Raw genomic sequence first — 24,563 nt, 5'->3', positions numbered from 1 at the left:
TTGCCGATAGGAATTTTAAATGGCCATTCAGTAATAAACCGTTGCGCTCAGTCCATCGTTAAACGATAATTTGTCTAGGACATTTCGACATTTTATGGTTTTTCATGGCAAATATGCTCACAATTGCAAGTATTTCACTGGAGACCGGCGTCTCCAAGGAAGTGCTGCGCAAATGGGAGGAGCGCTACGGTTTTCCGGTACCCGAGCGTGACGCCAGTAGCCACCGGACTTATGCCCAACACCAGGTGCTGCGTCTGAAGCTCATCAAGCGTCTGATCGACCGCGGCATGCGTCCCTCCCAAGTGGTGCCGCTGGATGAAGAAGGTCTGCAATCGCTGCTCCTCGCACACGAAGAAGCGCCGGTTTCCGCCGAGGTGGACACAGGCGTGATGGCGGAATTGATGGCCCTGCTGCGCTGCCGCGACCGCAGCGCTTTGACGCAACGGTTGAAGCAGGAAGTCGGTCTGCTCGGGCTGGAAAAATTCGTGCTCGAAGTGATGTGCGCGCTGAACGTCGCAGTGGGGCAGGCCTGGGAACGCGGCGAGATCGGCATTCGCGATGAGCATGTGTACACGGAAGTCATACAGAACCTGATACGGGAAGAGTTATCGGCGGTCAGCAAGCCCGATGGGCTGCCGCGCATCCTGGTCACCACGCCATCCGGGGAACTGCATACGATGGGCCTGCTCATGGCGGAGGCGCTGACATCGCTGCACGGGGCCTGCTGCATCTCGCTGGGCGCACAGACGCCGCTGGAAGAAATTCCGCATGCGATACGCGACTACCGGGCCGATATCGTCTGCCTTTCCTTTAGCGCCGCCTTTCCGAGGCGACGCATCCCGCCATATTTGAAATCGCTGCGCGCCGCTGTGCCGCAAGCGGTGGAGATCTGGGTCGGCGGCGCCGGTGTGGCCGGGCTGGACCGTTCGCCGCGCGGCATCAAGCTAATGGCAACGCTCGATCAACTTGGCGCCACCCTGCACAAGTACCGACTGGCACATCAGGTGGCGCTGTCACGGGTCGCGGTGTAAGCAAGCGCCTGCGGTTGGAATACCAATTTCGAAGCATCACCATCAAAGGAAAACACATGTCCATCAATCAGTTGGTCTACATCAGCCAGGCGACGCGAAAAATGTCGAGCGAGGCCTTGCTCGAGATCCTCAAAACCGCCAAGGAAAACAATCAAACCATGGACGTGACCGGTAGCCTGTTCTACAACGGTGGCTGGTTTCTGCAGGTGCTGGAGGGGCCGCTGGAGACGCTCAATGCGCTCTACAGGAAGATTGAAAAGGACCCGCGCCACAAGCATTCCCGCATTCTCTACAACGAGCCGGCCAAGTTCCGCACCTTTACGCGCTGGAGCATGAACATGACCAACCTGGACGACCGCCAGGCGGACAAATACGACCAGCTGGTGGAAGTGATAGACGCGGCCAAAACGGACCGCAAGATCGGCGCGGCGTCGCCGGCGGTCACGCTGCTGAGAATCTTCAAGGATTAATTCCCGCCAGCAAAGCTGGCAACCGGCGTCGCAAGTCCGGCGCCTGCGTTTTTATCAACGCCTACATTCGAGATAGACCTATGACACTCTCCAACTTAAAAATCGGTGCGCGGCTGTACCTGGCATTTGGTGTCATCGTTGTCCTGCTGGTTGGACTGGTGACGCTGGCCGAGAACAATTTTGGCCGGCTCAGTGCCGCCAACAAGCTGAACGTGCACACCTATGAAGTGCTGGGCGAAGCAGCCGCCGTGCTTGAAAGCCTGATCAATATCGAGACCGGGCAGCGCGGCTATGCGCTGACCGGCAAAGACGCCTCGCTCGAGCCCTACCAGGAGGGCAAGAAGGACTTCAGCCTGCATCTGGACAAGCTGCGCGAGCTGACAGCGGACAACCCCGCCCAGCAGCAACGCCTGAAGGATCTGGCGGAGGCGCAGCGGAAATGGCTGGCCGACGCCATTGACCCGGCCATTGCGCGACGGCGCAGCGCTGGCGACGCCCCCGAGGCCATGGCTGCGGTTGCCGCGCTGGAGCAGTCGAACAGGGGCAAGGCCGGCATGGACGGCATGCGCGCCGTGCTGCGTCTGGTCAAGCAGGAAGAGCAGGGTCTGCTGAAACATCGCTCCGAGAGCGCCGAGCAGCAGCGCCAGCGCACCGACATCGTGATGATAGGTGGCGGGCTGGTGGCGGCGCTGCTGGCGGCAGTGCTTGCTGTGCTGCTGGCCAGGAATATCACGCGCCCGCTGCACCAGGCGGTGGCGGTGGCGCAGCGGGTGGCGCAGGGCGACCTGGGCGGCCAGATCGACGTCCGCAGCAAAGATGAAACCGGCGCGCTGATGCTGGCCCTGAGCCAGATGACTGCGGCGCTGGTGGGCATCGTGCAAAACGTCCGCAACGGCACGGACACGATCGCGACGGCATCGGCAGAAATCTCGGCCGGGAATATGGACTTGTCCTCGCGCACGGAACAGCAGGCCAGTTCGCTGGAGGAAACCGCCTCGTCGATGGAGGAGCTGACCTCGACCGTGAAGCAGAATGCCGATAGCGCGCGGGAAGCCCGTGACCTGGCGGATTCCGCCTCCAGCGTGGCGGTGCGCGGCGGCGCCATGGTGGCGGAAGTTGTGGACACCATGGCCTCGATCAACGAATCGGCGCGCAAGATTGTCGACATCATCGGTGTCATCGACGGGATCGCCTTCCAGACCAATATCCTGGCGCTCAACGCGGCCGTCGAGGCGGCGCGCGCCGGCGAGCAGGGGCGCGGCTTTGCCGTGGTCGCCACCGAAGTGCGCAACCTGGCCCAGCGTTCGGCCGGCGCCGCGAAAGAGATCAAGACCCTGATTGACGACTCCGTCGCCAAGGTCGACCAGGGCAGCAAGCTGGTCGACCGGGCCGGCGCCACCATGGAGGAAGTGGTGCAAAGCGTGCAGCGCGTCAACAGCATCATCAGCGACATCGCGGCCGCCAGCGAGGAGCAGCGAACCGGCATTGAACAGGTCAACGAGGCCATTGCACAGATGGACCAGGTGACCCAGCAAAATGCGGCGCTGGTGGAACAGGCTGCCGCTGCCTCCAGCGCCATGCAGGACCAGGCGATGACCTTGTCGGGCGCCGTCAGCGTGTTCCGGCTGGGCGAGCGCGACCCTGCGCCGGCATCGGCCGTTTGGACGGCAAGCCAGCCTGGCCAGGCCGGGGCACGCCAGGCGCAGCGCCCAGCCCCGCTGAAACAGCTGGCGCCGGCCAAGGCCGCCGCGCCCGCCAAGAGCGAGGAATGGGCCGAGTTTTAAGCCGTCCCGATTCGGCCGGGGATGCCGCCGCAGGTGATGCTGGCCCAAAAAATGGTTAAGATGGCTGTCCTGCCATCCAATGAAAGCCATCTTATGCGTCACGCTTGCGCCCTGCTGCTCGCCCTCGGATTCACCGCCGCCGCCCACGCCGCCGATGTGCCGGCGGAGGCGGCGCTCAAGCACGCCAAGGCGCTGCTGGACAAGACGCCGCTGGTCGATGGCCACAATGACTTGCCGTGGACCATACGCGAGGACGAGGCCCACCCCATGGACGTGGACGCCTACGACCTGCGCAAGCCCAACGTCCAGCAGACCGACTTGCCGCGGCTGAAGGAAGGCCGCGTGGCGGTGCAGTTCTGGAGCGTCTACGTGCCGGGCGAATTGAAGCAGGGCTGGGCGCGCACCCAGCTGGAGCAGATCGACCTGGCCAAGCGCATGATCGCGCGCTACCCCGAGCGCCTGGTGCTGGCCACCCGCAGCAGCGACATCGCCAAGGCCCGCAAGTCCGGCAAGGTGGCCAGCTTCCTCGGCATGGAGGGCGGCCACGTGCTGGAGAACAGCCTGGGCGCGCTGCGCGCCTATTACGACCTGGGCGCCCGCTACATGACGCTGACCCACAACGTGACCCTGGACTGGGCCGACGCCGCCCTGGACCAGCCGCGCAACGGCGGCCTCACCGCGTTCGGCAAGGAAGTGGTGCGCGAGATGAACCGCCTGGGCATGCTGGTGGACCTGAGCCACACCAGCCCGGACGTGATGCGCCAGGCGATCGACACCAGCGAGGCGCCCGTCATCTTCTCCCATTCCAGCGCCCGCGCCCTGGTGGACCACCCGCGCAACGTGCCGGACGACGTGCTGGCCCGCGTGGCGGCCAACGGCGGCGTGGTGATGGTGACTTTCGTGCCGGCCTTCGTCTCCAACGACTACAAGCGCTGGAAAGACGGCCTGGCGGCCCGCACCAAGACCGTGGACCGCGGCAGCGCGGCCTATAAAGTGGTGGAGGCGGCCTACATCAAGGAGGCCGGCGCCGCGCCCAAGGCCACCCTGAAGCAGGTGGCCGACCATATCGACCATGTGGCCAAGGTGGCCGGCGTGGACCATGTGGGCCTGGCCGCCGACTTCGACGGCGGCGCCACCACCGAGGGCCTGCAGGACGTGTCCACCTACCCGGCCCTGTTCGCCGAGCTGATCCAGCGCGGCTGGGAGGACGCCGACCTCGCCAAGTTGGCCGGTGGCAATCTTATCCGTGCCTTCGCCAAGGCCGAACAGGTCGCCGCCCGCCTGCAGAAAGAGCGCGCCCCCTCCCTCGCGGCGTTGCCGTCGAAACTCCCGTCAAAATAGTGATCGTTCGGGGGTGGTTTGATTCTTGCTAGTTACCCTGCATGGAATCAGAGCACCCCAAGATGGCATCCAAGCGACAATCAGCGCCCCCGGCGCGCCCCCTCCGTATCGTGGTGGTCCAGGCGGCCGACGCGGCGCTGCGCGCGCAGGCGCTGAACGTGGGCCTGCAGGAAGCGGGCTACGAGATCGTGGCCTCGCTCCCGGCCGACATGCATCTGCCCGAGCAGATCGCCCTGCTGCAGCCCGACATGATCATCATCGACGCCGAATCGGACGCGCGCGACGTGCTCGAGCACATCGTCATCGCCACCCGCGACGAGCGCCGCCCCATCGTCATGTTTACCGAGGACGACGCCACTTCCAGCATGGAAGCCGCCATGGCGGCCGGCGTGTCCGCCTATATCGTGGCGGGACTGCAGGCCGAGCGCATCAAGCCGGTGCTCAACGTGGCGCTGGCGCGCTTCAAGCAGGAGCAGAAGCTGCTCGCCGAACTGGACGACACCCGCCACAAACTGGCCGAGCGCAAGGTCATCGACCGCGCCAAGGGCCTGCTCATGACGCGCCACGGCATGACCGAGGACGCGGCCTACCAGAAGCTGCGCACCATGGCCATGAACAAGAATTTGAAGCTCGCCGAGATCGCCCAGCGCATTCTCGACGTAGAGGATTTGCTAGGCTGATTTGGTGCATCGCACCAAGACAGTGCATTTTTTAGAGGAAAAGAGCGATGACGAAGCATGCGGCACCGGAAAAGCAAATGGTCAGGATAGGGTTCAACCCGCTGACCGACTGCGCCTCCGTCGTCATGGCTGCGGTGCTGGGCTTTGATGAAAAATACGGCATCAAGATCGTGCCGAGCAAGGAATCGTCCTGGGCCGGCGTGCGCGACAAGCTGCTCAGCGGCGAGCTGGACGCGGCCCACTCGCTGTACGGCATGGTGTACGGCACCCAGCTGGGCGTGGGCTGGCAAAAGCGCGACATGGCCATCCTGATGAATCTGAACCGCAACGGCCAGGCCATCACCCTGTCGCGCCGCCTGGCCGAGCAGGGCGCGGTGGACGGCGCCACGCTGGCCGCGCTGATGCAAAGCGCGCCGCGCACCTACACCTTCGCCCAGACCTTCCCCACCGGCACCCATGCCATGTGGCTGTACTACTGGATGGCGGCGCACGGCATCGACCCCATGCGCCATGCGCGCGTGATCACGGTGCCGCCGGCACAAATGGTGTCCAACCTCGGCGCCGGCCATATGGACGGCTTCTGCGCAGGCGAACCCTGGGGCCACCGCGCGGTCATGGACGGCATCGGCATCACCGCCGCCACCAGCCAGCAGATCTGGCCCGAGCACCCGGAAAAAGTGCTGGCCACCTCGGCCGAGTTCGCGCGCGCCCACCCCAACACCTGCCGCGCGGTGATCGCCGCCGTGCTGGAGGCCAGCCGCTGGATAGACGCCTCGGCCGCCAACCGCATGGCCATGGCCGAGATTATTTCGGCCGTGCCCTATGTGAACACCAGCAAGGACGTGATCAGCGCCCGCATCCTCGGCCACTACCAGGACGGCCTGGGCAAGAGCTGGGAAGACCCGCATCCGCTGCGCTTCCACCACGAGGGCGCGGTGAATTTCCCCTTCCTGTCGGACGGCATGTGGTTCATGACCCAGCAACGGCGCTGGGGCCTGCTCAAGGCCGATCCCGACTACCTGGCCGTGGCCAGCGCAGTCCACCAGATAAAGCTATACCGCGAAGCAGCGGAAATGACGGAGACACCCGTGCCGCAAGGCGTTCTGCGCAGCTCCACACTGATGGATGGCAAGCAGTGGGATGGCAGCAACCCGGAACGCTATGCGGCGTCCTTCAGCATCAGGCAGTAGCGAGGCTGTAAACCAATACCAAGAGGGTGCAGATGGCAAATTACGGATCGGCCGCACTGGCCATGAAAAACGAGGCGCCCGCGCTGTCCGGGGAAGTATTCGGCGCACTGATCAACCTGTCCGGCCGGCGCCGCTTCACGTCGCAGCGCCTGGTGCTGTACGCGGTGCTGGCGGGGCAGGGGCAGGAAAACGCCGCCGCCACTGCGCGCGAGGCGCTGGCGCTGTTCCGCGGCGCGCACCACGCGCTGGTGAACGGCAGCGACACGGTGCCCGGCATCTTCTGCCCGGAGCTGGAGGAAGTCTATTTCGGCCGCACCGGCGGCGACCGCCAGATCCAGGACTTCATGGGCCTGGCCGAGCGCACCCTGGAGGCGGCCGAGAGCGCGCCCGGTTCGCCCCGCGCTGCCGCCCAGCTGGCGCAGCTGGTGGAAATGACCACGCCGGTGCTGGCGCTGCTCAACCAGATCACCGCCATCTATGAAGAACAGTCCAAAAAGCACGCGCTGCTGATGAAAAAGCAGCTGCGCGGCGTGATCACGGAAATCGAGACCATCGCCAAGCAGGCCAAGATGGTGTCCTTCAACGCCCGCATCGTGGCGGCGCGGGCCGGCTTCGCGGGGCGCGAGTTCGCCGTGGTGGCGGGCGTGCTGTCCAACATCACCGGCGAAATCGACGACATGGTGAAAGCGGCGCTGACCGCCGCCAACGCATAGGGCATAGGGGATAGGAGAACGGTATGAACAAGCAAGGCAAAGTCACCCTGGTGGGCGCCGGTCCCGGCGACCCGGACCTGCTCACCATCAAGGCCGCCAAGGCCATCGCCGCCGCCGACGTGCTGCTGGTGGACGACCTGGTGAATTCGGACATCCTGGCCTGCGCCTCGCCGCAGGCGCGCGTGATCCAGGTGGGCAAGCGCGGCGGCTGCCAGTCCACGCCGCAGGAATTCATCGAGCGCCTGATGATCGCCGAGGCGCGCGCCGGCCACAGCGTGGTGCGCCTGAAAGGCGGCGACCCCTATCTGTTCGGGCGCGGCGGCGAGGAGCGCGCGCAGCTGCTGGCGCACGGCATCGAAGTGGACGTGGTGCCCGGCATCAGCAGTGGCCTGGCCGCGCCGTCCAGCATCGGCATTCCGCTCACGCACCGCTCCTGGAGCCAGGGCGCGGTCTTCGTCACCGGCCACGGCAAGGACGCCGGGGCCGAGCCGAACTGGCCGGCGCTGGCGCAAAGCGGCCTGACGCTGGTGATCTATATGGGCGTGGCGCGCTGCGCCGCCATCCAGGCCGGCCTGCTGGCGGGCGGCGCGCGCGCGGACACGCCGGTGGCGGTGGTGCAGTCGGCCACGCGCGAGGCGCAGCGCCAGCTGGTCACCACGCTGGGCGAGCTGCCGCAGGCGCTGGCCGCCAGCGGACTGGGCAGCCCCAGCATCATCGTGGTGGGCGACGTGGTGCGCTGCGCCGACGCCTGGCCGGCCGATGCACGCAATGGTGCACCATCGCTGTGCGCTGCTGCACCGCAATATGCCACCGGCACCCTGAATTAATTTCATTGAGGAAATAATATCGGCCTCTAGCCCGGCAAACCGCCTGCGCCCTGTCTGGCACGCCTCTTGCAAAGGATAAGGACAGGATCAATGGCGATCCCCCAAACAAATGCGCTGGTCTAACGACGGACTGGCAGGACAACGGCGTCCGCCCAGCTTGAGTTAGATCAAGGCTGCGCGGACGCTTTTTTGTTTTCTAGACGGGATAAAAAAATGGCCAGCAAAGCTAACAGCATCAAGCTCTTCACGATCTCCACGCCGCCGATGCGTGCCTTCCACCTGACCTGGATGGCCTTCTTCATCTGCTTCTTCGCCTGGTTCGCCTGCGCGCCGCTGATGCCGGTCATTAAAGGCGAATTCGGCCTGACGATGGCGCAGGTCGCCAACATCAACATCGCGGCGGTGGCCATCACCATCATCGTGCGCCTGATCATCGGCCCGCTGTGCGACCATTTCGGCCCGCGCAAAGCCTACACCGGCCTGCTGCTGCTGGGCGCCATTCCCGTGCTGGGCGTGGCCGCGTCGCAGAGCTACGAAAGCTTTTTATTTTTCCGTTTGCTGATCGGCGCGGTGGGCGCCAGCTTCGTCATCACCCAGTACCACACCTCGGTGATGTTCGCCTCCAACGTGGTGGGCACCGCCAACGCGGCCGCCGCAGGCTGGGGTAACGCCGGCGGCGGCGCCGCGCAAGCGCTGATGCCGCTGCTGATGGCCGCCATGGTCATGCTGGGCGTGAACGAAACGCTGGGCTGGCGCGCCGCCCTGGTGGTGCCGGGCGTGCTGATGCTCATCATGGCCGTGGTCTACTACAAATTCACCCAGGACTGCCCGCAAGGCAATTACAGCGATCTGCGCGCCGCCGGCATCGCCATCGAGGGAGGGAAAAAAGGCGGCTGGGACAGCTTCAAGCTGGCCGCCACCAACTACCGCGTGTGGCTGCTGTTCGTCACCTACGGCGCCTGCTTCGGCGTGGAGATCTTCATCCACAACATCGCCGCCGTCTACTACACCGACCACTTCAAACTGTCGCTGGGCCAGGCCGGCATGGCCGCCGGCAGCTTCGGCCTGCTGGCGCTGTTCGCCCGTGCCCTGGGCGGCTGGATCTCGGACAAGGCCGCGCTGCGCGGCAACCTGAACAGCCGCGTCACGCTGCTGTTCATCATGATGATAGGCGAAGGCCTGGGCCTGCTGTGGTTCTCCCACGCCGAAAGCGTCGCCTTCGCGGTGATCGCCATGCTGGTGTTCGGCCTGTTCACCCACATGGCCTGCGGCGCCACCTACGCGCTGGTGCCCTTCGTCGACAAGCGCGCCCTGGGCGGCGTGGCCGGCATCATCGGCGCGGGCGGCAACGTCGGCGCGGTGGCGGCGGGCTTCCTCATGAAGGGCATGGGCGGCGACGTGCAGCAAACCCTGAGCATCCTCGGCGTGCTGGTCGGCGCCTCGGCGCTGTGCGCCATCGCCGCGCGCTTCGGCAGCGCAGCGCAAGAAGAATCGGCCCTGGCCGCAGCTTAAGAATCTAGGAGCAAAGCAATGAACATCATCGTCATCGGCCACGGCATGGTAGGCCACAAATTCCTTGAAAGCCTGGCCACGCACGGCGCCGGTACTGCGCTGAACGTCACCATCCTGTGCGAGGAACCGCGTCCCGCGTACGACCGCGTGCACCTGTCCGAATTCTTCGCCGGCAAAAGCGCGGAAGACCTGTCCCTGGTCAAGCCGGGCTTCTTCGATCGCGACGACATGGTGCTGCGCCTGAACGCCCGCGCCACGGCGATCGACGCGGCCGCCAAGACCGTCACCACCAGCGACGGCGATGTGCTCAGCTACGACAAGCTGGTGATGGCCACCGGCTCCTTCCCCTTCGTGCCGCCGCTGCCGGGCAAGGACCGCAAGGACTGCTTCGTCTACCGCACCATAGAAGACCTGGAAGCCATGCTCGAATGCGGCAAGCGCTCCAAGACCGGCGTGGTGATCGGCGGCGGCCTGCTCGGCCTGGAATGCGCCAAGGCCCTGCGCGACATGAAGCTGGACACCCACGTGGTGGAATTCTCGCCGCGCCTGATGGCGGTGCAGGTGGACGACGGCGGCGCGCGCGTGCTGCGCTCCAAGATCGAAGCGCTGGGCGTGACCGTGCACACGGCGAAGAACACCACCGCCATCGTGGACGGCGTGGACGGCACCCACCGCATGCAATTCGCCGACGGCTCCCACCTGGACGCCGACATGATCGTGTTCTCGGCCGGCATCCGCCCGCGCGACATGCTGGCCAAGGAAAGCGGCCTGGAAGTCGGCCCGCGCGGCGGCATCGTCATCGACAACAACTGCATGACCTCGGACCGCGACATCTACGCCATCGGCGAGTGCGCGCTGTGGGGCGGCATGGTCTACGGCCTGGTGGCCCCCGGCTATGAAATGGCGCGCGTGGCGGCCAAGCACCTGCTGGGCGAAGCGGCCGAATTCAACGGCGCCGACATGAGCACCAAGCTGAAACTGATGGGCGTGGACGTGGCCTCCATCGGCGACCCGCACGGCAAGGAAGAAGGCAGCCGCGTGTACCAGTTCATGGACGAGCGCAAGCAGATCTACAAGAAGATCGTGGTGTCGAGCTGCGGCCGCTACCTGCTGGGCGGCGTGATGGTGGGCGACGCCAGCGAATACGGCACCCTGCTGCAAATGATGCTCAACAAGATAGAGCTGCCGGACTCGCCCGAGTTCCTCATCCTGCCGCAGTCGGACGGCAAAGCCAAGCCCGGCCTGGGCGTGGACGCGCTGCCCGACAGCGCCCAGATCTGCTCCTGCAACGACATCTCGAAGGGCGCCATCTGCGCCGCCGTGGCCGACGGCGCCACCAGCATCGGCGCGGTCAAATCCTGCACCAAGGCCGGCACCGCCTGCGGCGGCTGCGTGCCGCTGGTCACGCAGGTGATGAAAGCCGAAATGAAGAAGCAGGGCATGGACGTGAACAACCACGTCTGCGAACACTTCGCCTACTCGCGCCAGGAGCTGTACCACCTGATCCGCGTCGGCCAGATCCGCACCTTCGACGCGCTGCTGGCGCAGCACGGCAAGGGCCTGGGCTGCGACGTCTGCAAGCCGCTGGCCGCAAGCATCCTGGCCTCCTGCTGGAACGACTTCGTGCTGAAGAAGGAACACGCCAGCCTGCAGGACACCAACGACTACTTCCTGGGCAATATCCAGAAGGACGGCACCTACTCCGTGGTGCCGCGCATGCCGGGCGGCGAAGTCACGGCCGACGGCCTGATCGCCGTCGGCACCGTGGCCAAGAAATACGGCCTGTACACCAAGATCACCGGCGGCCAGCGGGTCGACCTGTTCGGCGCGCGCGTCGAGCAGCTGCCCGTCATCTGGGAAGAGCTGATCGCGGCCGGCTTCGAAACCGGCCACGCCTACGGCAAATCGCTGCGCACCGTGAAATCCTGCGTCGGCTCCACCTGGTGCCGCTACGGCGTGGACGACAGCGTCGGCCTGGCCATCGAACTGGAAAACCGCTACAAGGGCCTGCGCACGCCGCACAAGATCAAGTTCGGCGTCTCCGGCTGCACCCGCGAATGCGCCGAAGCGCAAGGCAAGGACGTCGGCATCATCGCCACCGAAAAGGGCTGGAACCTCTACGTGTGCGGCAACGGCGGCATGAAGCCGCGCCACGCCGAGCTGATCGCCTCCGACCTGGACAAGGCCACGCTGGTGCAGTACATCGACCGCTTCCTGATGTTCTACACCCGCACCGCCGACCGCCTGCAGCGCACCAGCACCTGGCGCGACAACCTGGAAGGCGGCCTGGATTACCTGAAGGACGTGGTCATCAAGGACAAGCTGAACATCGCCGCCGAGCTGGAAGCCGAAATGCAAAGCGTGGTCGACACCTACGAGTGCGAATGGAAAGCCGCCGTCAACGACCCGGAAACGCGCAAGCGCTTCCGCCACTTCGTCAACAGCGAGCAGGCCGACCCGAACGTCATCTTCATGGAAGAGCGCGGCCAGATCCGCCCGGCCACGCTCGAAGAGCGCAAAGCCGTCGTCATCCCGATCAAAGTAGCTTGAGGAGAACCACCATGCACCGCGACATCCAAAACGACCGCTGGACCGCAGTTTGCGCGCTGGACGACATCGTCCCCAACACCGGCGTGTGCGCGCTGCTGCAAGGCGAGCACGTGGCCGTGTTCCACGTGAACGACGGCGAGCAGCGCGTGTTCGCCATCCACAACTACGACCCCAACTCGCAGGCCTCCGTGCTCTCGCGCGGCCTGGTCGGCAGCCTGGGCGAACGCATCGTGGTCGCCTCGCCGATCTACAAGCACCACTTCGACCTGCAGACCGGCGAGTGCCTGGAAGCCCCCGAGCACTCGGTGGCCACCTACCCGGCGCGCATCGACGGCGGCAAAGTCTGGGTGGGTGCGTAATGAAACCCGCACTGGTCGTCATCGGCAACGGCATGGCGGGCATGCGCACCGTCGAAGAGCTGCACAAGCTCGCGCCGGACCTGTACGACATCACCGTGTTCGGCGCCGAACCATACGGCAACTACAACCGCATCCTGCTCTCGCCGGTGCTGGCGGGCGAAAAGACGGTTGAAGACATCATGCTGCACACGCGCGAATGGTACGAGAAGCACCACATCACGCTGCACGCCGGCGACCCGGTGGTGCACATCGACCGCCGCAAGCGCATCGTGCGCGCGCAGTCCGGCAAGGAAGTGCGCTACGACCGCCTGCTGCTGGCGACCGGCTCCAAGCCCTTCATCATCCCCGTGCCCGGCCACCAGCTGCCCGGCGTGATCGCCTTCCGCGACATCCAGGACGTGGAAACGATGGTCGAAGCGGCGCGCAACCACAAGCACGCCGTCGTCATCGGCGGCGGCCTGCTTGGGCTGGAGGCCGCCAACGGCCTGCTGCGCCAGGGCATGCAGGTCACGGTGGTGCACGTTACCGACACCCTGATGAACCAGCAGCTCGACAAACCGGCCGCGCAACTGCTGCAGAAGGCGCTGGAAAACAAAGGCCTGAACTTCCTGCTCAACGCGCAGACCGCCGAAATCGCCGGTCCGGACCGCGTAACGGCGGTGCGCTTCAAGGACGGCAGCGAAATCCCTGCCGACCTGGTGGTGATGACGGCCGGCGTGCGTCCCAATATCGCGCTGGCGAAAGAAGCCGGCCTGCACTGCGACCGCGCCATTGTGGTGGACGACACGCTGCAAACCTACGACCCGCGCGTCTACGCCGTGGGCGAATGCGTGCAGCACCGCAGCGCCACGTTTGGCCTGGTGGCGCCGATCTGGGAGCAGGCGCGCGTATGCGGCGCCCACCTGGCCGGCGCAGGGCACCGCCGCTACGTGCAGCAAAGCTCCCCTACGCGCCTGAAAGTGACGGGCGTGGACCTGTACTCGGTGGGCGACTTCATCGGCGGCGAAGGCAGCGAAGACCTGGTGCTGCGCGACGCCAGGCGCGGCGTCTACAAGCGCCTGGTGCTGAAGGACGGCTGCGTCACCGGCGCCGTGCTGTACGGCGACGTGCAGGACGGCCCCTGGTACTACGACCTGATCCAGAACCGCACCGACATCACCCCGATACGCCAGCACCTGCTGTTCGGCCAAGCCCTATGCGCCGCGTAAAAATTGAGTGAGAAACATCGTGAACCTGTCTCAAGATAATCTGTCGGTACAAACCACCTGCGCGTATTGCGGCGTTGGCTGCGGCGTGAAGGCGACGCCCAAGGGCGATGGCACGGTGGCCGTGGCCGGCGACAAGGACCATCCGGCCAACCTGGGCAAGCTGTGCGTCAAGGGTTCGGCGCTGGGCGAGACGGTGGGCCTGGAGGGCCGCCTGCTGTATCCGCAAGTGCGCGATGCGCGCGGCTCCGGGTCGCTGCGCCGCGTGACCTGGGACGAGGCCCTGGGCCAGGTGGCCGACAAATGGAAGGCCGTCATCGCCGAACATGGCCCGGACGCGGTGGCGCTGTACGTGTCCGGCCAGCTGCTGACCGAGGACTACTACGCCGCCAACAAGCTGATGAAGGGCTACGTCGGCAGCGCCAACATCGACACCAACTCGCGCCTGTGCATGTCGTCCGCCGTGGCCGGCCACAAGCGCGCCTTCGGCGAGGACCTGGTGCCGGTCTGCTATGAGGACCTGGAGCTGGCGGACATGATCGTGCTGGTGGGCTCGAACATGGCGTGGTGCCATCCCATCCTGTTCCAGCGCATCGCCCGCGAGCGCGAGAAGCGGCCCAACCTGAAACTGGTGGTAGTCGATCCGCGCCGCACCGCCACCTGCGAACTGGCCGACCTGCACCTGCCCGTCAAGCCGGGCACGGACGTGTGGCTGTTCAACGGCCTGCTGAGCTATCTGTCGCGCATCGGCGCGGTGGATCCGGAATACTTGGCGGCGCATACCAGCGGCTTCGAGGCCGCGCTGGCCGCCGCCGAAGTCGATTGCGCCGACCCGGCCGCCGTCGCCAAGGCCTGCAAGATCAGCCTGGCCGCGCTGATGGAATTCTACGAGTCCTTCGCCGGCACGGCCAAGGTCATCACCGCCTTCTCCATGGGCGTGAACCAGTCGTCGGCCGGCACCGACAAGGCCAACAGCATCATCAACTGCCACCTGATCGGAGGCCGCATCGGCAAGCCGGGCATGGGGCCGTTCTCCATTACCGGCCAGCCCAACGCCATGGGCGGCCGCGAAGTGGGCGGCCTGGCCAATATGCTGGCCGCCCACCTGGATCTGGACAACTGCGCCCACCGCGACGCGGTGCAGACCTTCTGGGACTCGCCGCGCATGGCGGACAAGCCGGGCCTGAAAGCGGTGGACCTGTTCGAGGCGATCGAAGCAGGCCGCGTGAAGGCAGTGTGGATCATGGCCACCAATCCGGTGGTGAGCCTGCCGAACGCGGATCAGGTCAAGCGCGCGCTGGCCAAGTGCGAGCTGGTGGTGGCCTCGGACATCATCCAGGACACCGACACCAATGCCTACGCGGACGTGCTGCTGCCCGCGCTGGGCTGGGGCGAGAAGGACGGCACCGTCACCAATTCCGAGCGCCGCATTTCGCGCCAGCGTCCCTTCCTGCCTGCGCCGGGCGAGGCGCGCGGCGACTGGTGGATTATTTCGCAGTTCGCGCAGCGCATGGGCTACGCCGGTTTCGATTTCGCCGGCGTGCACGAGGTGTTCGACGAGCACGCGCAGTTGAGCGCGTGGCGCAACAGCGCGGATGATTTGCCGCGCGTGTTCAATATCGGCGGCCTGTCGCGCATGGACCGCAGCGCCTTCGACACTTTGGCGCCGGTGCAGTGGCCGGTTCTGCAGCATGTGGGTGTGGACGGCGGCACCGCGCGCCTGTTCGAGGACGGCCGCTACTCCCATCCGGACGGCAAGGCGCGTTTTATCGCCACCGTGCCGCGCCTGCCGGTGCACCCGGTTGACGAGGATTTCCCGCTCTCGCTGAACACCGGCCGCGTGCGCGACCAGTGGCACACCATGACGCGCACCGGCCGCTCGGCCAAGCTGGCCGACCACGTGCCGGAGTCGTTCATCGACATGCACCCGCAGGATGCGCTGATCCATGGCGTGCGCGAGGGCGAGCTGGCGCGCGTGACCAGCCAGTGGGGTTCGATGGTGGCGCGCGTGCAGCACGGCGGCGGCATCGCGCGCGGCGGCGTGTTCATTCCCATCCACTGGAGCGGCCAGACTTCGTCGGACGCGCGCGTGGGCGGCGTGGTCAATCCGGTGGTGGACCCGGTGTCGGGCGAGCCGGAGTTCAAGCACACGCCGGTGCGCATCGAGCAGTTCCGCGTGAGCTGGCATGCCTTTATCCTGAGCCGCAGCGAGCTGGATCTGGACAGTGTGGCGCACTGGACCCGCATCCAGGGCAAGGACTTCGCGCGCTACGAACTGGCCGGGCGCAACACCATCAGCGATTTCAGCGAGTGGGCGCGCGAGCTGCTGGGCGTGCAGGACCCGGATGCGGACTGGCTTGAATATGCCGACCGTACCGAGGGCATGTACCGCGCCGTGCACGTGGTGGACGACCGCATCGAGCAGTGCATTTTCCTGTCGCCGCGCCTGGACCTGCCGGCGCGCGGCTGGCTGGCGGGCCTGTTCGCCGAGCCGCAGCTGGCCGACGCGGACCGCGCCAGCCTGCTGATCGGGCGCCCGCTGAAGAAGGGTGTGGATGTGGGACCGACCGTGTGCTCGTGCTTCGGCGTTGGCCGCAATACGATCTGCTCGGCGATACGGGACCAGGATCTGAAGTCGGTGCCGGAGGTGACGGCCTGCCTGAAAGCCGGCGGCAATTGCGGTTCCTGCGTGCCGGAGCTGAAGAAGCTGCTGGCCGAGACGCGGCTGGAGATCGCAGCGCACGCGCCGGCGTGACGCCTTGGCGGGTTACGCGCGTCCCGCGCTAGCCCGCCCTACGCACGCACCCACGGACCCACGCACCCGCAGACCCACGAACCCACGGACCCACGAACCCACGGATCCACGAAATGGCGAGCCGCGTAGGGCGGGTTAGGCGGTACGCCGTAACCCGCCAAAGCGCCGCCTGCGGCCTAGGCGCGCCGCTCCCACCACGCGCTGGCGAGAAACAGCGCGCAGCCCGCAAACAGCACGGCGGGCAGCGCCTGTATCCCTGCGCTCTGCATCAGCACCCCCGTCACCAGCGGCCCGCCCGCGCTGGCCACGCCCCAGGAGGCGTTGACCACCGCGCTGGCCGTGGTCAGCGACGGCCCGCTGAACTTCTCTCCGCAGGCCACCAGCGACAGCATATAGATCGCCCCCGCCGCCGCGCCCAGCGCCACCAGCAAAGTCCACCACAGCCAAGGCGTGCCGGCTGCAAAAGGCAGCAGCGGCAGCAGCAGGCACACCGCCACGCCGCAAGCAATGTGCACGCGCCGGCGGCCGTAGCGGTCCGCCAGCCATCCCATGGCGAACTGCAGCGCCGTATCGCCCACCAGCACCACCGTGGCCGACAGCAGCGCCAGCTCCGTCATGATGCCCTGGCGGATCGCATACACGGGCAGGAAGCTCAGTATCAGCGTATCGAACAGGGCGAAGAAGGCTGCGCCCATCACGATCATCGGCATCCTGGGCAGCACGCTCTGCCAGGGCGGATGCGGCTCATCGCTGCCGGCGGCGCGCGCCGCGCTGATCAGCCCCAGCCCCGGCAAAGCCAGCAGGAACAGGCCGCCGCAGGCCGCGAAACTCCACGCCACCTTGCCGTTCAGCGCCGCCACCAGAGCAGGCCCGGCCAGTTGAAACAGCGTGAAGCTGGTGGTGTAGATGGCCACTACGCGGCCGCGCGAGTTGTCCGGCGCGAGCCGGTTCACCCACGCCTCGCCCACCGTGAACAGCACGCCCATGGTGGCGCCGAACACGAAGCGCAGCGCGCCCCACAGCCACAGGTTGTCCATGATCTGCATCAGGACGGTGGACAGCGCGGCCACCCACACCGCGCCTATCATGGTGCCGCGCGGCCCGAAGCGCGCCACCCAGCCGGTGACGAAAGGCGCCGAGCCGAGGATGCCGAGCGCGCTGGCCGCCGTCACCAGGCCGATGACGTGCGCGCCCGCGCCGCGCTGGTCCAGCGTGAGGGCGGTGAGGGGAATGGTGGCGCCGAGGCCGAGTCCGACCACGCCTATGCTGAGGATGAGCGCGAAGAAGTCGCGCCAGGGCAGATGTTTCAATGTATTTTCGCAATGCTGTGTTAGCCGTGATGATAGCAAATCCCGAAATGTGATAAATTGGCTTATCGCTTAAACGGAGGCCTCTGCATAGAGACTGAAGCCATGCGCCAGCCATTAGTCATCGTCCCCGCCTGCTCGCGGCATATCGGAGCGCATCCCGACCACGCCGTGCATTCCAAGTACATCGACGCCGTTGTACAGGGGGCGGGCTGCATGCCGCTGATCCTGCCCGCACTGGGCGCGAAAACCGACTTTGAAACCGTGCTGGCCGCCGCCGGCGGCGTGATGCTGACCGGCTCGGCCTCCAATGTGCAAGCCATTCTTTATGGCCAGGAGGTGCTCAACCTGGAGCTCCCGCAGGACGCCGCGCGCGACGCCACCACGCTGCCGCTGATACGCGCTGCCATCAAGCGCGGCATACCGCTGCTGGCGATCTGCCGGGGCTTCCAGGAACTCAATGTGGCGCTGGGCGGCACGCTGCACCAGGCCGTGCAGGAAGTGCCGGGCATGATGGACCACCGCGACAGTCCGCTCGATCCGCTGGAAAAGCAGTACGGCCCGGCGCATCGCGTGCAGATCGCGCCGGGCGGCACGCTGGCGCGCATACTCGGCGGCGCCGGCGAGATCATGGTCAACTCCCTGCATGGGCAGGGCGTGGACCGTCTTGCGCCAGGGCTGGTGGCGGAAGCCACCGCCGACGACGGGCTGGTGGAAGCCTGTTCCGTCTCCACAGCGCCGGGTTTTACGCTGGCGGTGCAATGGCATCCGGAATGGCAGTTCGCCGCCAATCCGGACTCCATGAAAATATTCAAGGCCTTCGGGCAGGCTTGCCGCACTTACCAGGAACGCATTCCTTAGCTGCGCTCTCATTGCAGTCGCATGGCGCACGGCCCGCAACTGGCCGTGCCAGATCAAGACTTTTAGAGAGCTCATTATGGCTATCCGCGAAAACTTCACCTACACCGATATGGATTTGTGGCTCAATGAAAAACGGGTCACAGAGATTGAATGCCTGGTCCCCGACTTGACCGGCGTTGCGCGCGGCAAGATCCTGCCGCGCGGGAAATTCACGCAGGAGCGCGGCATGCGCATCCCCGAGGCGGTGCTGGGCATGACCGTCACCGGCAATTACCCGACCGACGACGCTGCCTACGACCGCGCCATCTCCTCCACCGACCGCGACATGATCTTGCGCGCCGATCCCACCACCATCACCATGGTGCCGTGGGCCACGGACCCCACCGCGCAAGTGATACACGACTGCTACTTCGCCGACGGCGCGCTGGTGGATTTTGCGCCGCGCACCGTGCTGCGGCGCGTGCTCAAGCTGTACGCGGAGCGCGGCTGGAGGCCTGTTGTGGCGCCCGAGCTGGAGTTCTACCTGACCGCCAAGAATATCGATCCGGACCTGCCGCTGAAGGCGCCCATAGGCCGCAGCGGCCGCGCCGAGACCAGCCGCCAGATCTACAGCATCGACGCGGTGAACGAGTTCGATCCGCTGTTCGAGGACATCTACGACTACTGCGACCTGATGGGCCTGGACGTGGACACGCTGATCCACGAAATCGGCGCGGGGCAGATGGAGATCAATTTCCTGCACGGTGATCCGCTGGGCCTGGCCGACAAGGTGTTCTTCTTCAAGCGCACCTTGCGCGAGGCGGCCCTGAAGCACGACATGTACGCCACCTTCATGGCCAAGCCCATGGCGGGGGAGCCCGGATCGGCCATGCATGTGCACCAGAGCGTGGTCGACGAGAAGACCGGCCGCAATATCTTCAGCAACGAGGACGGCTCGCCGGCCGCCGTGTTCAAGCACTACATCGGCGGCCTGCAGCGCTACATGCCTTCGGCGATGGCCATCGTGGCGCCGTATGTGAATTCCTACCGCCGCCTGGTGCGGCACACCGCCGCGCCTATCAATATCCAGTGGGGCGTGGACAACCGCACCGTGGGCTTCCGCGTGCCGGAGTCCGGCGTGCAGGACCGGCGCGTGGAAAACCGCATCATCGGCGCGGACGCCAATCCCTACCTGGCGCTGGCCGTCACGCTGGCCTGCGGCTACCTCGGCATGACCGAGCAGCTCGAACCCACGCCGGCCACCACGGGCAGCGCCTACGACATGCGCTACGAACTGCCGCAAGGCCTGCCCGAAGCGCTGGCCGCGCTGCGCCGCGAGGACAAGCTGCGCGCCGTGCTGGGCGACCGCTTTATCGACGTGTACGCGGCAATCAAGGACCTGGAGCACCAGGAATTCATGACCGTGATCAGCCCCTGGGAACGCGAACACCTGCTGCTGCATGTCTGACCGGGAGACCATCATGACAGACACCAAGACCATCCAGCAGCAGGACCACGCGCACTATCTGCATCCCTTCACCGACCACCAGGCGCTGGGCCGGAAGGGCGCGCGCGTGATGGTGCGCGGCGAGGGCATCTACCTGTGGGACTCGGAAGGCAACAAGATCCTGGACGGCATGTCCGGGCTGTGGTGCGTGGCGGTGGGCTACGGCCGCACCAGCATCTCCAAAGCCGTGTACGAGCAGATGGAGACGCTGCCCTTCTACAACAGCTTTTTCAACACCACCAACGTGCCGGCGGTGCGGCTGGCGGCGCGTTTGTCGCAGCTGGCGCCGGAAGGCTTCAACCATGTGTTCTTCACCGGCTCCGGCTCGGAGGCGAACGACACCAATGTGCGCATGGTGCGCCGCTACTGGGACCTGATGGGTTTCAAGGAGCGCCACGTCATCATCAGCCGCCACAACTCCTACCACGGCAGCACCATGGCGGGCGCCTCGCTGGGCGGCATGAGCGGCATGCACGAGCAGGGCGGCTTGCCCATACCCGGCATCGTCCACATCGGCCAGCCCAATTACTACGACGACGGCGTGGGCCTCACGCCGGACGAATTCGGCCTGCGCGCCGCCTCCTGGCTGGAGGCGAAGATACTGGAAGTGGGGCCGGACAAGGTGGCCGCCTTCATCGGCGAACCTGTGCAGGGCGCGGGCGGCGTGATTATTCCGCCGGACAGCTACTGGCCCGAAATCCGCCGCATCTGCGACAAGTACGGCATCCTGCTCATCGCCGACGAGGTGATCACCGGCTTCGGGCGGCTGGGGCGCTGGTTTGCCTCAGAGCCCTACAAGCCGGACCTGATCACCTTCGCCAAGGGTGTCACTTCAGGTTATGTGCCGCTGGGCGGGGTGCTGGTGGGCAGCCGCGTGGCGGACGTGCTGATAGGGCAGGGCGGCGACTTCAATCACGGCTTCACGTATTCCGGCCACCCGGTGGCCTGCGCGGCGGCGCTGGAGAACCTGCGCATTATCGAGGACGAGGGCCTGGTCGAACGCGTGGCGAACGACACCGGGCCGTATCTGAAGCATGCCTTCGGCGCGCTGGCGGACCATGCGCTGGTGGGCACGGCCGAAACCTGCGGCTTCGTGGCGGGACTGAACCTCGTCAAGCGCAAGGCGGAGAATGTGCATTACCAGGTGCGTTTCGACCCCGCGCTGGGCGTGGGCATGCTGTGCCGCGCGCATATGTTCAACACCGGCATCATCATGCGCGCCGTGGGTGACCGCATGATCATCGCCCCGCCGCTCGTCATGACGCACGCGCAGATCGACGAGATGGTGGCCCTGATCCGCCGCGCGCTGGATCTCACCCTTGAGGAAGTGCGCGGGCGCGGCTGGCTGTGAATGGCGGGTTACGGCGTCCCGCCTAACCCGCCCTACGCTTTTGGTCACAAGCTGCACATTTCGTAGGGCGGGTTAGCACGGAGTGCGTAACCCGCCAGCATTTAGGTAGTCTTCCTGGATATGCTGCATTTATAATCACGTCTTTTGCCGTGCGGCTTCGCCGTGCGCGTGCATTTTAATAAAGTTTGTTTACTAGCCAATATGACGACAGCCCAACCCGCCGACGCTGGCCAGCCTTTCCTGTTAATCCGCAACCTGGTCAAGGATTTTGACGGCGTGCGCGCCGTGAACGATGTTACGGTGTCGATCAACAAGGGCGAGATTTTCGCCCTGCTGGGCAGTTCGGGCTGCGGCAAGTCGACCCTGCTGCGCATGCTGGCCGGCTTTGAAACGCCGACTTCGGGCGGCATCACGCTGGACGGCAAGGACATCGTCAGCACGCCGCCATACGAGCGTCCTATCAATATGATGTTCCAGTCCTACGCGCTGTTCCCGCACCTCTCGGTCTGGGACAACATCGCCTTCGGCCTGCGCCGCGACGGCCTGCCGGCGCACGAAGTGGCCGCGCGCGTGGACCACATGCTGTCCCTGGTCCAGCTCACCGCCTATGGCAAGCGCAAGCCGCACCAGTTGTCCGGCGGCCAGCAGCAGCGCGTGGCGCTGGCGCGCAGCCTGGCCAAGCGCCCGCAGCTGCTGCTGCTTGACGAGCCGCTGGGCGCGCTGGACAAGAAGCTGCGCGAGCACACCCAGGTCGAACTGGTGAACATCATCGAGCAGGTTGGCGTGACGTGCGTGATGGTCACGCATGACCAGGACGAAGCCATGAGCATGGCCACCCGCATCGCCATCATGAGCGAAGGCCGCATCCTGCAGGTGGGCGCGCCGGGCGAAATCTACGAAACCCCGAACTGCCGCTTCGTGGCCGACTTCATCGGCTCGGTCAACCTGTTCGAAGGCCGCGTCACCGAAGACCAGCCGGGCTACGTTGTCATAGAATCGGACGAGACCAGCCACTACGTCAGCCACGGCATCACCGGCACCGACAATATGGAAGTGACGGTGGCCGTGCGCCCCGAGAAGATCGTGCTGCAGCCGAACGCGCCCACCATGTCGCAGCGCGCCAAGGTGGAGGAGCACGGCCACAACTGCGTGCAGGGCGTGATCAAGGCGATCTCCTACTTCGGCAACGAGACCCACTACCTGGTGAAGCTGGACAGCGGCATGCAGATCAAGGTGGCGCGCACCAACTCGGCCCGCCACGCCGAGGCCAGCCTGCAGCGCGACCAGCGCGTGCACGCATGGTGGGACGGCAGCGACGTCGTCGTGCTGACCCGCTAAGCGGCCGAACCTGAGAGACCGCACCCCATGTCCAAATTCCTCAAAGACCTGCTGACGCTGCGCTGGCTGAACGGCCGCACCGCCGTCATCTCCGTGCCCTATGTGTGGCTGATCGGCGCCTTCCTGATCCCCTTCCTGATCGTGGCGCGCATCAGCTTCACCGAAGTGGATGCCGGCAACCCCTTCGGCACGCTGGCCACCTATGCCGACGGTATCGTCGACATCAAGATCAAGGTATCGAACTACCTGTTCATCGCGGCCGACGAGCTGTATGTGCTGACCTATCTCAGTTCGCTCAAGTACGCCGCCATCACCACCGCCTGCTGCCTGCTGATCGGCTACCCCTTCGCCTACTTCATGGCGCGCGCCCGGCCGTCGCTGCGTCCGGTGCTGCTGATGATGGTGATGCTGCCGTTCTGGACCTCCTTCCTGCTGCGCATCTACGCCTGGAAGGGCATCCTGGCCAACCAGGGCATCCTGAACCACTTCCTCATGTCCATGGGTTTTATCGCCGAGCCGCTGCACATGATGAACACCTCGTTCTCGCTGGTGATCGGCATGGTGTACGCCTACCTGCCGTTCATGATACTGCCGCTTTACACCAACCTGGCCAAGATGGACTTGCGCTTCCTGGAAGCTGCGGCCGACCTGGGCGCCACGCCGTGGCAAGCCTTCTGGCGCATCACGGTGCCGCTGTCGAAATCCGGCATCATCGCCGGTTCCATGCTGGTGTTCATTCCCGCCGTGGGCGAGTACGTCATCCCCGAGCTGCTGGGCGGTCCGGAAACGCTGATGATAGGCCGCGTGCTGTGGGACGAGTTCTTTACCAATAACGACTGGCCGATGGCGTCCTCCGTCACCGTGGTGGTCATCCTGCTGATCCTGGTGCCCATGGCCATCCTGAATAAATACCAGGCCGAACAAAGCGAAGGAGGCCGTAAATGAGCAACACCATGAAAGGCACCCTGATCCCGCGCTGGTTCGGCCGCGGCTGGCTTTCGCTCGGCTACCTGTTCCTCTACCTGCCCATCATCGTGCTGGTGGTGTTCTCGTTCAACAGCTCGCGCCAGGACATGGTGTGGAGCGGCTTCTCCACCCAGTGGTACGGCGAATTGATGAACGATGCCGAGATCATTTCCGGCTTCGGACTGTCGCTGCGCATCGCCTTCCTGACGGCCTGCTCCTCGGTGGTGCTGGGCACCTTCGCCGCCTTTGTGCTGAACCGCTACCGCCGCTTCGCCGGCCGCACGCTGTTCTCGGCCATGGCCAGCGCGCCGCTGGTGATGCCGGAAGTGATCATCGGCCTGTCGCTGCTGCTCATGCTGGTGTCGGTGCAGAAGATGTTCGGCTTCCCCGAGCGCGGCCTGGGCACGATCTGGATCGGCCACACGCTGCTGGGCATGGCCTACGCCACGGTGGTGGTGCAGTCACGCCTGCAGGAGATGAGCAAGTCGCTGGAAGAAGCGGCGATGGACCTGGGCTGCCGTCCGCACCAGGTGTTCTTCCTGGTCACCCTGCCCAACATCAAGCAGGCGCTGGCCTCGGCCTGGCTGCTCACGTTCACGCTGTCGCTGGACGACGTGGTGCTGTCGGCCTTCCTGTCCGGCCCCGGCTCGTCCACCATGCCGCTCGTGATCTTCTCCCGCGCCCGCCTGGGCCTGGACCCGCGCGTGAACGCCGTTGCGGCCATCACCATCCTGGTGGTGACAGTGGCGGTGGTCGTCTCCAGCATCATCATGGCGCGCTCCCAGCGCGCACGAATCAGGCAAGTCTCCGGCGCAGGTAAAGCGTAGAATCGGGGAA

At 65.6% G+C, this 24,563-nt stretch carries 20 protein-coding genes; 19 read left to right on the top strand and 1 reads right to left on the bottom strand.

The window, feature by feature from the left end; translation table 11 throughout:
* Positions 1-104 precede the first annotated feature (104 nt).
* From KT882_RS28960 to KT882_RS28900, 13 genes are all read left to right on the top strand, one after another.
* Complete coding sequence (locus KT882_RS28960) at positions 105-1,031, top strand: MerR family transcriptional regulator (protein ID WP_228893925.1); 927 nt, start codon at positions 105-107, stop codon at positions 1,029-1,031.
* Positions 1,032-1,087: 56 nt separating this feature from the next.
* Entirely contained in the window at positions 1,088-1,501 is a 414-nt protein-coding gene (locus tag KT882_RS28955) for a BLUF domain-containing protein (protein WP_161070887.1), read from the top strand.
* 80 nt (positions 1,502-1,581) lie between these two features.
* Positions 1,582-3,285, top strand: coding sequence for a methyl-accepting chemotaxis protein (locus tag KT882_RS28950; RefSeq protein WP_228893924.1), 1,704 nt, complete (start codon positions 1,582-1,584; stop codon positions 3,283-3,285).
* Between the two features lie 93 nt (positions 3,286-3,378).
* A complete protein-coding gene (locus KT882_RS28945; RefSeq protein WP_228893923.1) occupies positions 3,379-4,626 on the top strand; it encodes a dipeptidase in 1,248 nt (415 codons plus the stop codon).
* Positions 4,627-4,688: 62 nt separating this feature from the next.
* Positions 4,689-5,306 (top strand): ANTAR domain-containing response regulator, encoded by a 618-nt coding sequence (locus KT882_RS28940; protein ID WP_161070884.1) that lies wholly within the window; start codon positions 4,689-4,691, stop codon positions 5,304-5,306.
* A 47-nt stretch (positions 5,307-5,353) separates the two neighbouring features.
* Entirely contained in the window at positions 5,354-6,496 is a 1,143-nt protein-coding gene (locus KT882_RS28935; protein ID WP_228893922.1) for a CmpA/NrtA family ABC transporter substrate-binding protein, read from the top strand.
* Positions 6,497-6,528: 32 nt separating this feature from the next.
* A complete protein-coding gene (locus KT882_RS28930; protein ID WP_161070882.1) occupies positions 6,529-7,209 on the top strand; it encodes a methyl-accepting chemotaxis protein in 681 nt (226 codons plus the stop codon).
* Positions 7,210-7,232: 23 nt separating this feature from the next.
* Positions 7,233-8,036 carry a uroporphyrinogen-III C-methyltransferase gene (gene cobA / locus KT882_RS28925; RefSeq protein WP_228893921.1) on the top strand — a complete coding sequence of 268 codons (804 nt, stop codon included), beginning with the start codon at positions 7,233-7,235 and terminating at the stop codon, positions 8,034-8,036.
* A 213-nt stretch (positions 8,037-8,249) separates the two neighbouring features.
* On the top strand, positions 8,250-9,548 hold the full coding sequence (locus KT882_RS28920) for an MFS transporter (RefSeq protein ID WP_228893920.1): 1,299 nt from the start codon (positions 8,250-8,252) through the stop codon (positions 9,546-9,548).
* Between the two features lie 18 nt (positions 9,549-9,566).
* The gene (nirB, locus tag KT882_RS28915) at positions 9,567-12,098 is read left to right on the top strand and encodes a nitrite reductase large subunit NirB (RefSeq protein WP_228893919.1); all 2,532 of its coding nucleotides are present in this window, start codon (positions 9,567-9,569) and stop codon (positions 12,096-12,098) included.
* Between the two features lie 11 nt (positions 12,099-12,109).
* A complete protein-coding gene (gene nirD, locus KT882_RS28910; protein ID WP_161070878.1) occupies positions 12,110-12,457 on the top strand; it encodes a nitrite reductase small subunit NirD in 348 nt (115 codons plus the stop codon).
* Positions 12,457-13,665 carry an NAD(P)/FAD-dependent oxidoreductase gene (locus tag KT882_RS28905; RefSeq protein ID WP_161070877.1) on the top strand — a complete coding sequence of 403 codons (1,209 nt, stop codon included), beginning with the start codon at positions 12,457-12,459 and terminating at the stop codon, positions 13,663-13,665. The genes nirD and KT882_RS28905 overlap by 1 nt, the downstream gene beginning before the upstream one ends.
* 19 nt (positions 13,666-13,684) lie before the next feature.
* Entirely contained in the window at positions 13,685-16,417 is a 2,733-nt protein-coding gene (locus tag KT882_RS28900; protein WP_161070876.1) for a nitrate reductase, read from the top strand.
* Between the two features lie 176 nt (positions 16,418-16,593).
* Here the strand turns inward: KT882_RS28900 and KT882_RS28895 are convergent, their stop codons facing one another.
* Positions 16,594-17,727, bottom strand: a complete 1,134-nt coding sequence (locus KT882_RS28895) for an MFS transporter (protein WP_161070875.1) — start codon at positions 17,725-17,727, stop codon at positions 16,594-16,596.
* 102 nt (positions 17,728-17,829) lie between these two features.
* Between KT882_RS28895 and KT882_RS28890 the strand changes: the two genes are divergently transcribed.
* The 6 genes from KT882_RS28890 (at position 17,830) to KT882_RS28865 (ending at position 24,553) form a co-directional block, all read left to right on the top strand.
* Positions 17,830-18,585: a gamma-glutamyl-gamma-aminobutyrate hydrolase family protein gene (locus tag KT882_RS28890; RefSeq protein ID WP_228893918.1), complete on the top strand. Its 756-nt coding sequence runs from the start codon at positions 17,830-17,832 to the stop codon at positions 18,583-18,585.
* 76 nt (positions 18,586-18,661) lie between these two features.
* The gene (locus KT882_RS28885; protein ID WP_161070873.1) at positions 18,662-20,032 is read left to right on the top strand and encodes a glutamine synthetase family protein; all 1,371 of its coding nucleotides are present in this window, start codon (positions 18,662-18,664) and stop codon (positions 20,030-20,032) included.
* Between the two features lie 13 nt (positions 20,033-20,045).
* A complete protein-coding gene (locus tag KT882_RS28880; protein ID WP_223149300.1) occupies positions 20,046-21,422 on the top strand; it encodes an aspartate aminotransferase family protein in 1,377 nt (458 codons plus the stop codon).
* Positions 21,423-21,623: 201 nt separating this feature from the next.
* Positions 21,624-22,760 carry an ABC transporter ATP-binding protein gene (locus KT882_RS28875; protein ID WP_161070871.1) on the top strand — a complete coding sequence of 379 codons (1,137 nt, stop codon included), beginning with the start codon at positions 21,624-21,626 and terminating at the stop codon, positions 22,758-22,760.
* Positions 22,761-22,787: 27 nt separating this feature from the next.
* The gene (locus tag KT882_RS28870) at positions 22,788-23,705 is read left to right on the top strand and encodes an ABC transporter permease subunit (protein WP_161070870.1); all 918 of its coding nucleotides are present in this window, start codon (positions 22,788-22,790) and stop codon (positions 23,703-23,705) included.
* Positions 23,702-24,553, top strand: a complete 852-nt coding sequence (locus KT882_RS28865) for an ABC transporter permease (protein WP_371869322.1) — start codon at positions 23,702-23,704, stop codon at positions 24,551-24,553. Before KT882_RS28870 ends, KT882_RS28865 begins: the two co-directional genes overlap by 4 nt.
* Positions 24,554-24,563 lie beyond the last annotated feature (10 nt).

The sequence above is a fragment of the Pseudoduganella aquatica genome, from assembly GCF_020865585.1.
GTDB lineage: Bacteria > Pseudomonadota > Gammaproteobacteria > Burkholderiales > Burkholderiaceae_D > Rugamonas > Rugamonas aquatica_A.
Note: the sequence above shows the minus strand (reverse complement) of the source record. Positions and strands in the feature narration are given on the sequence as shown.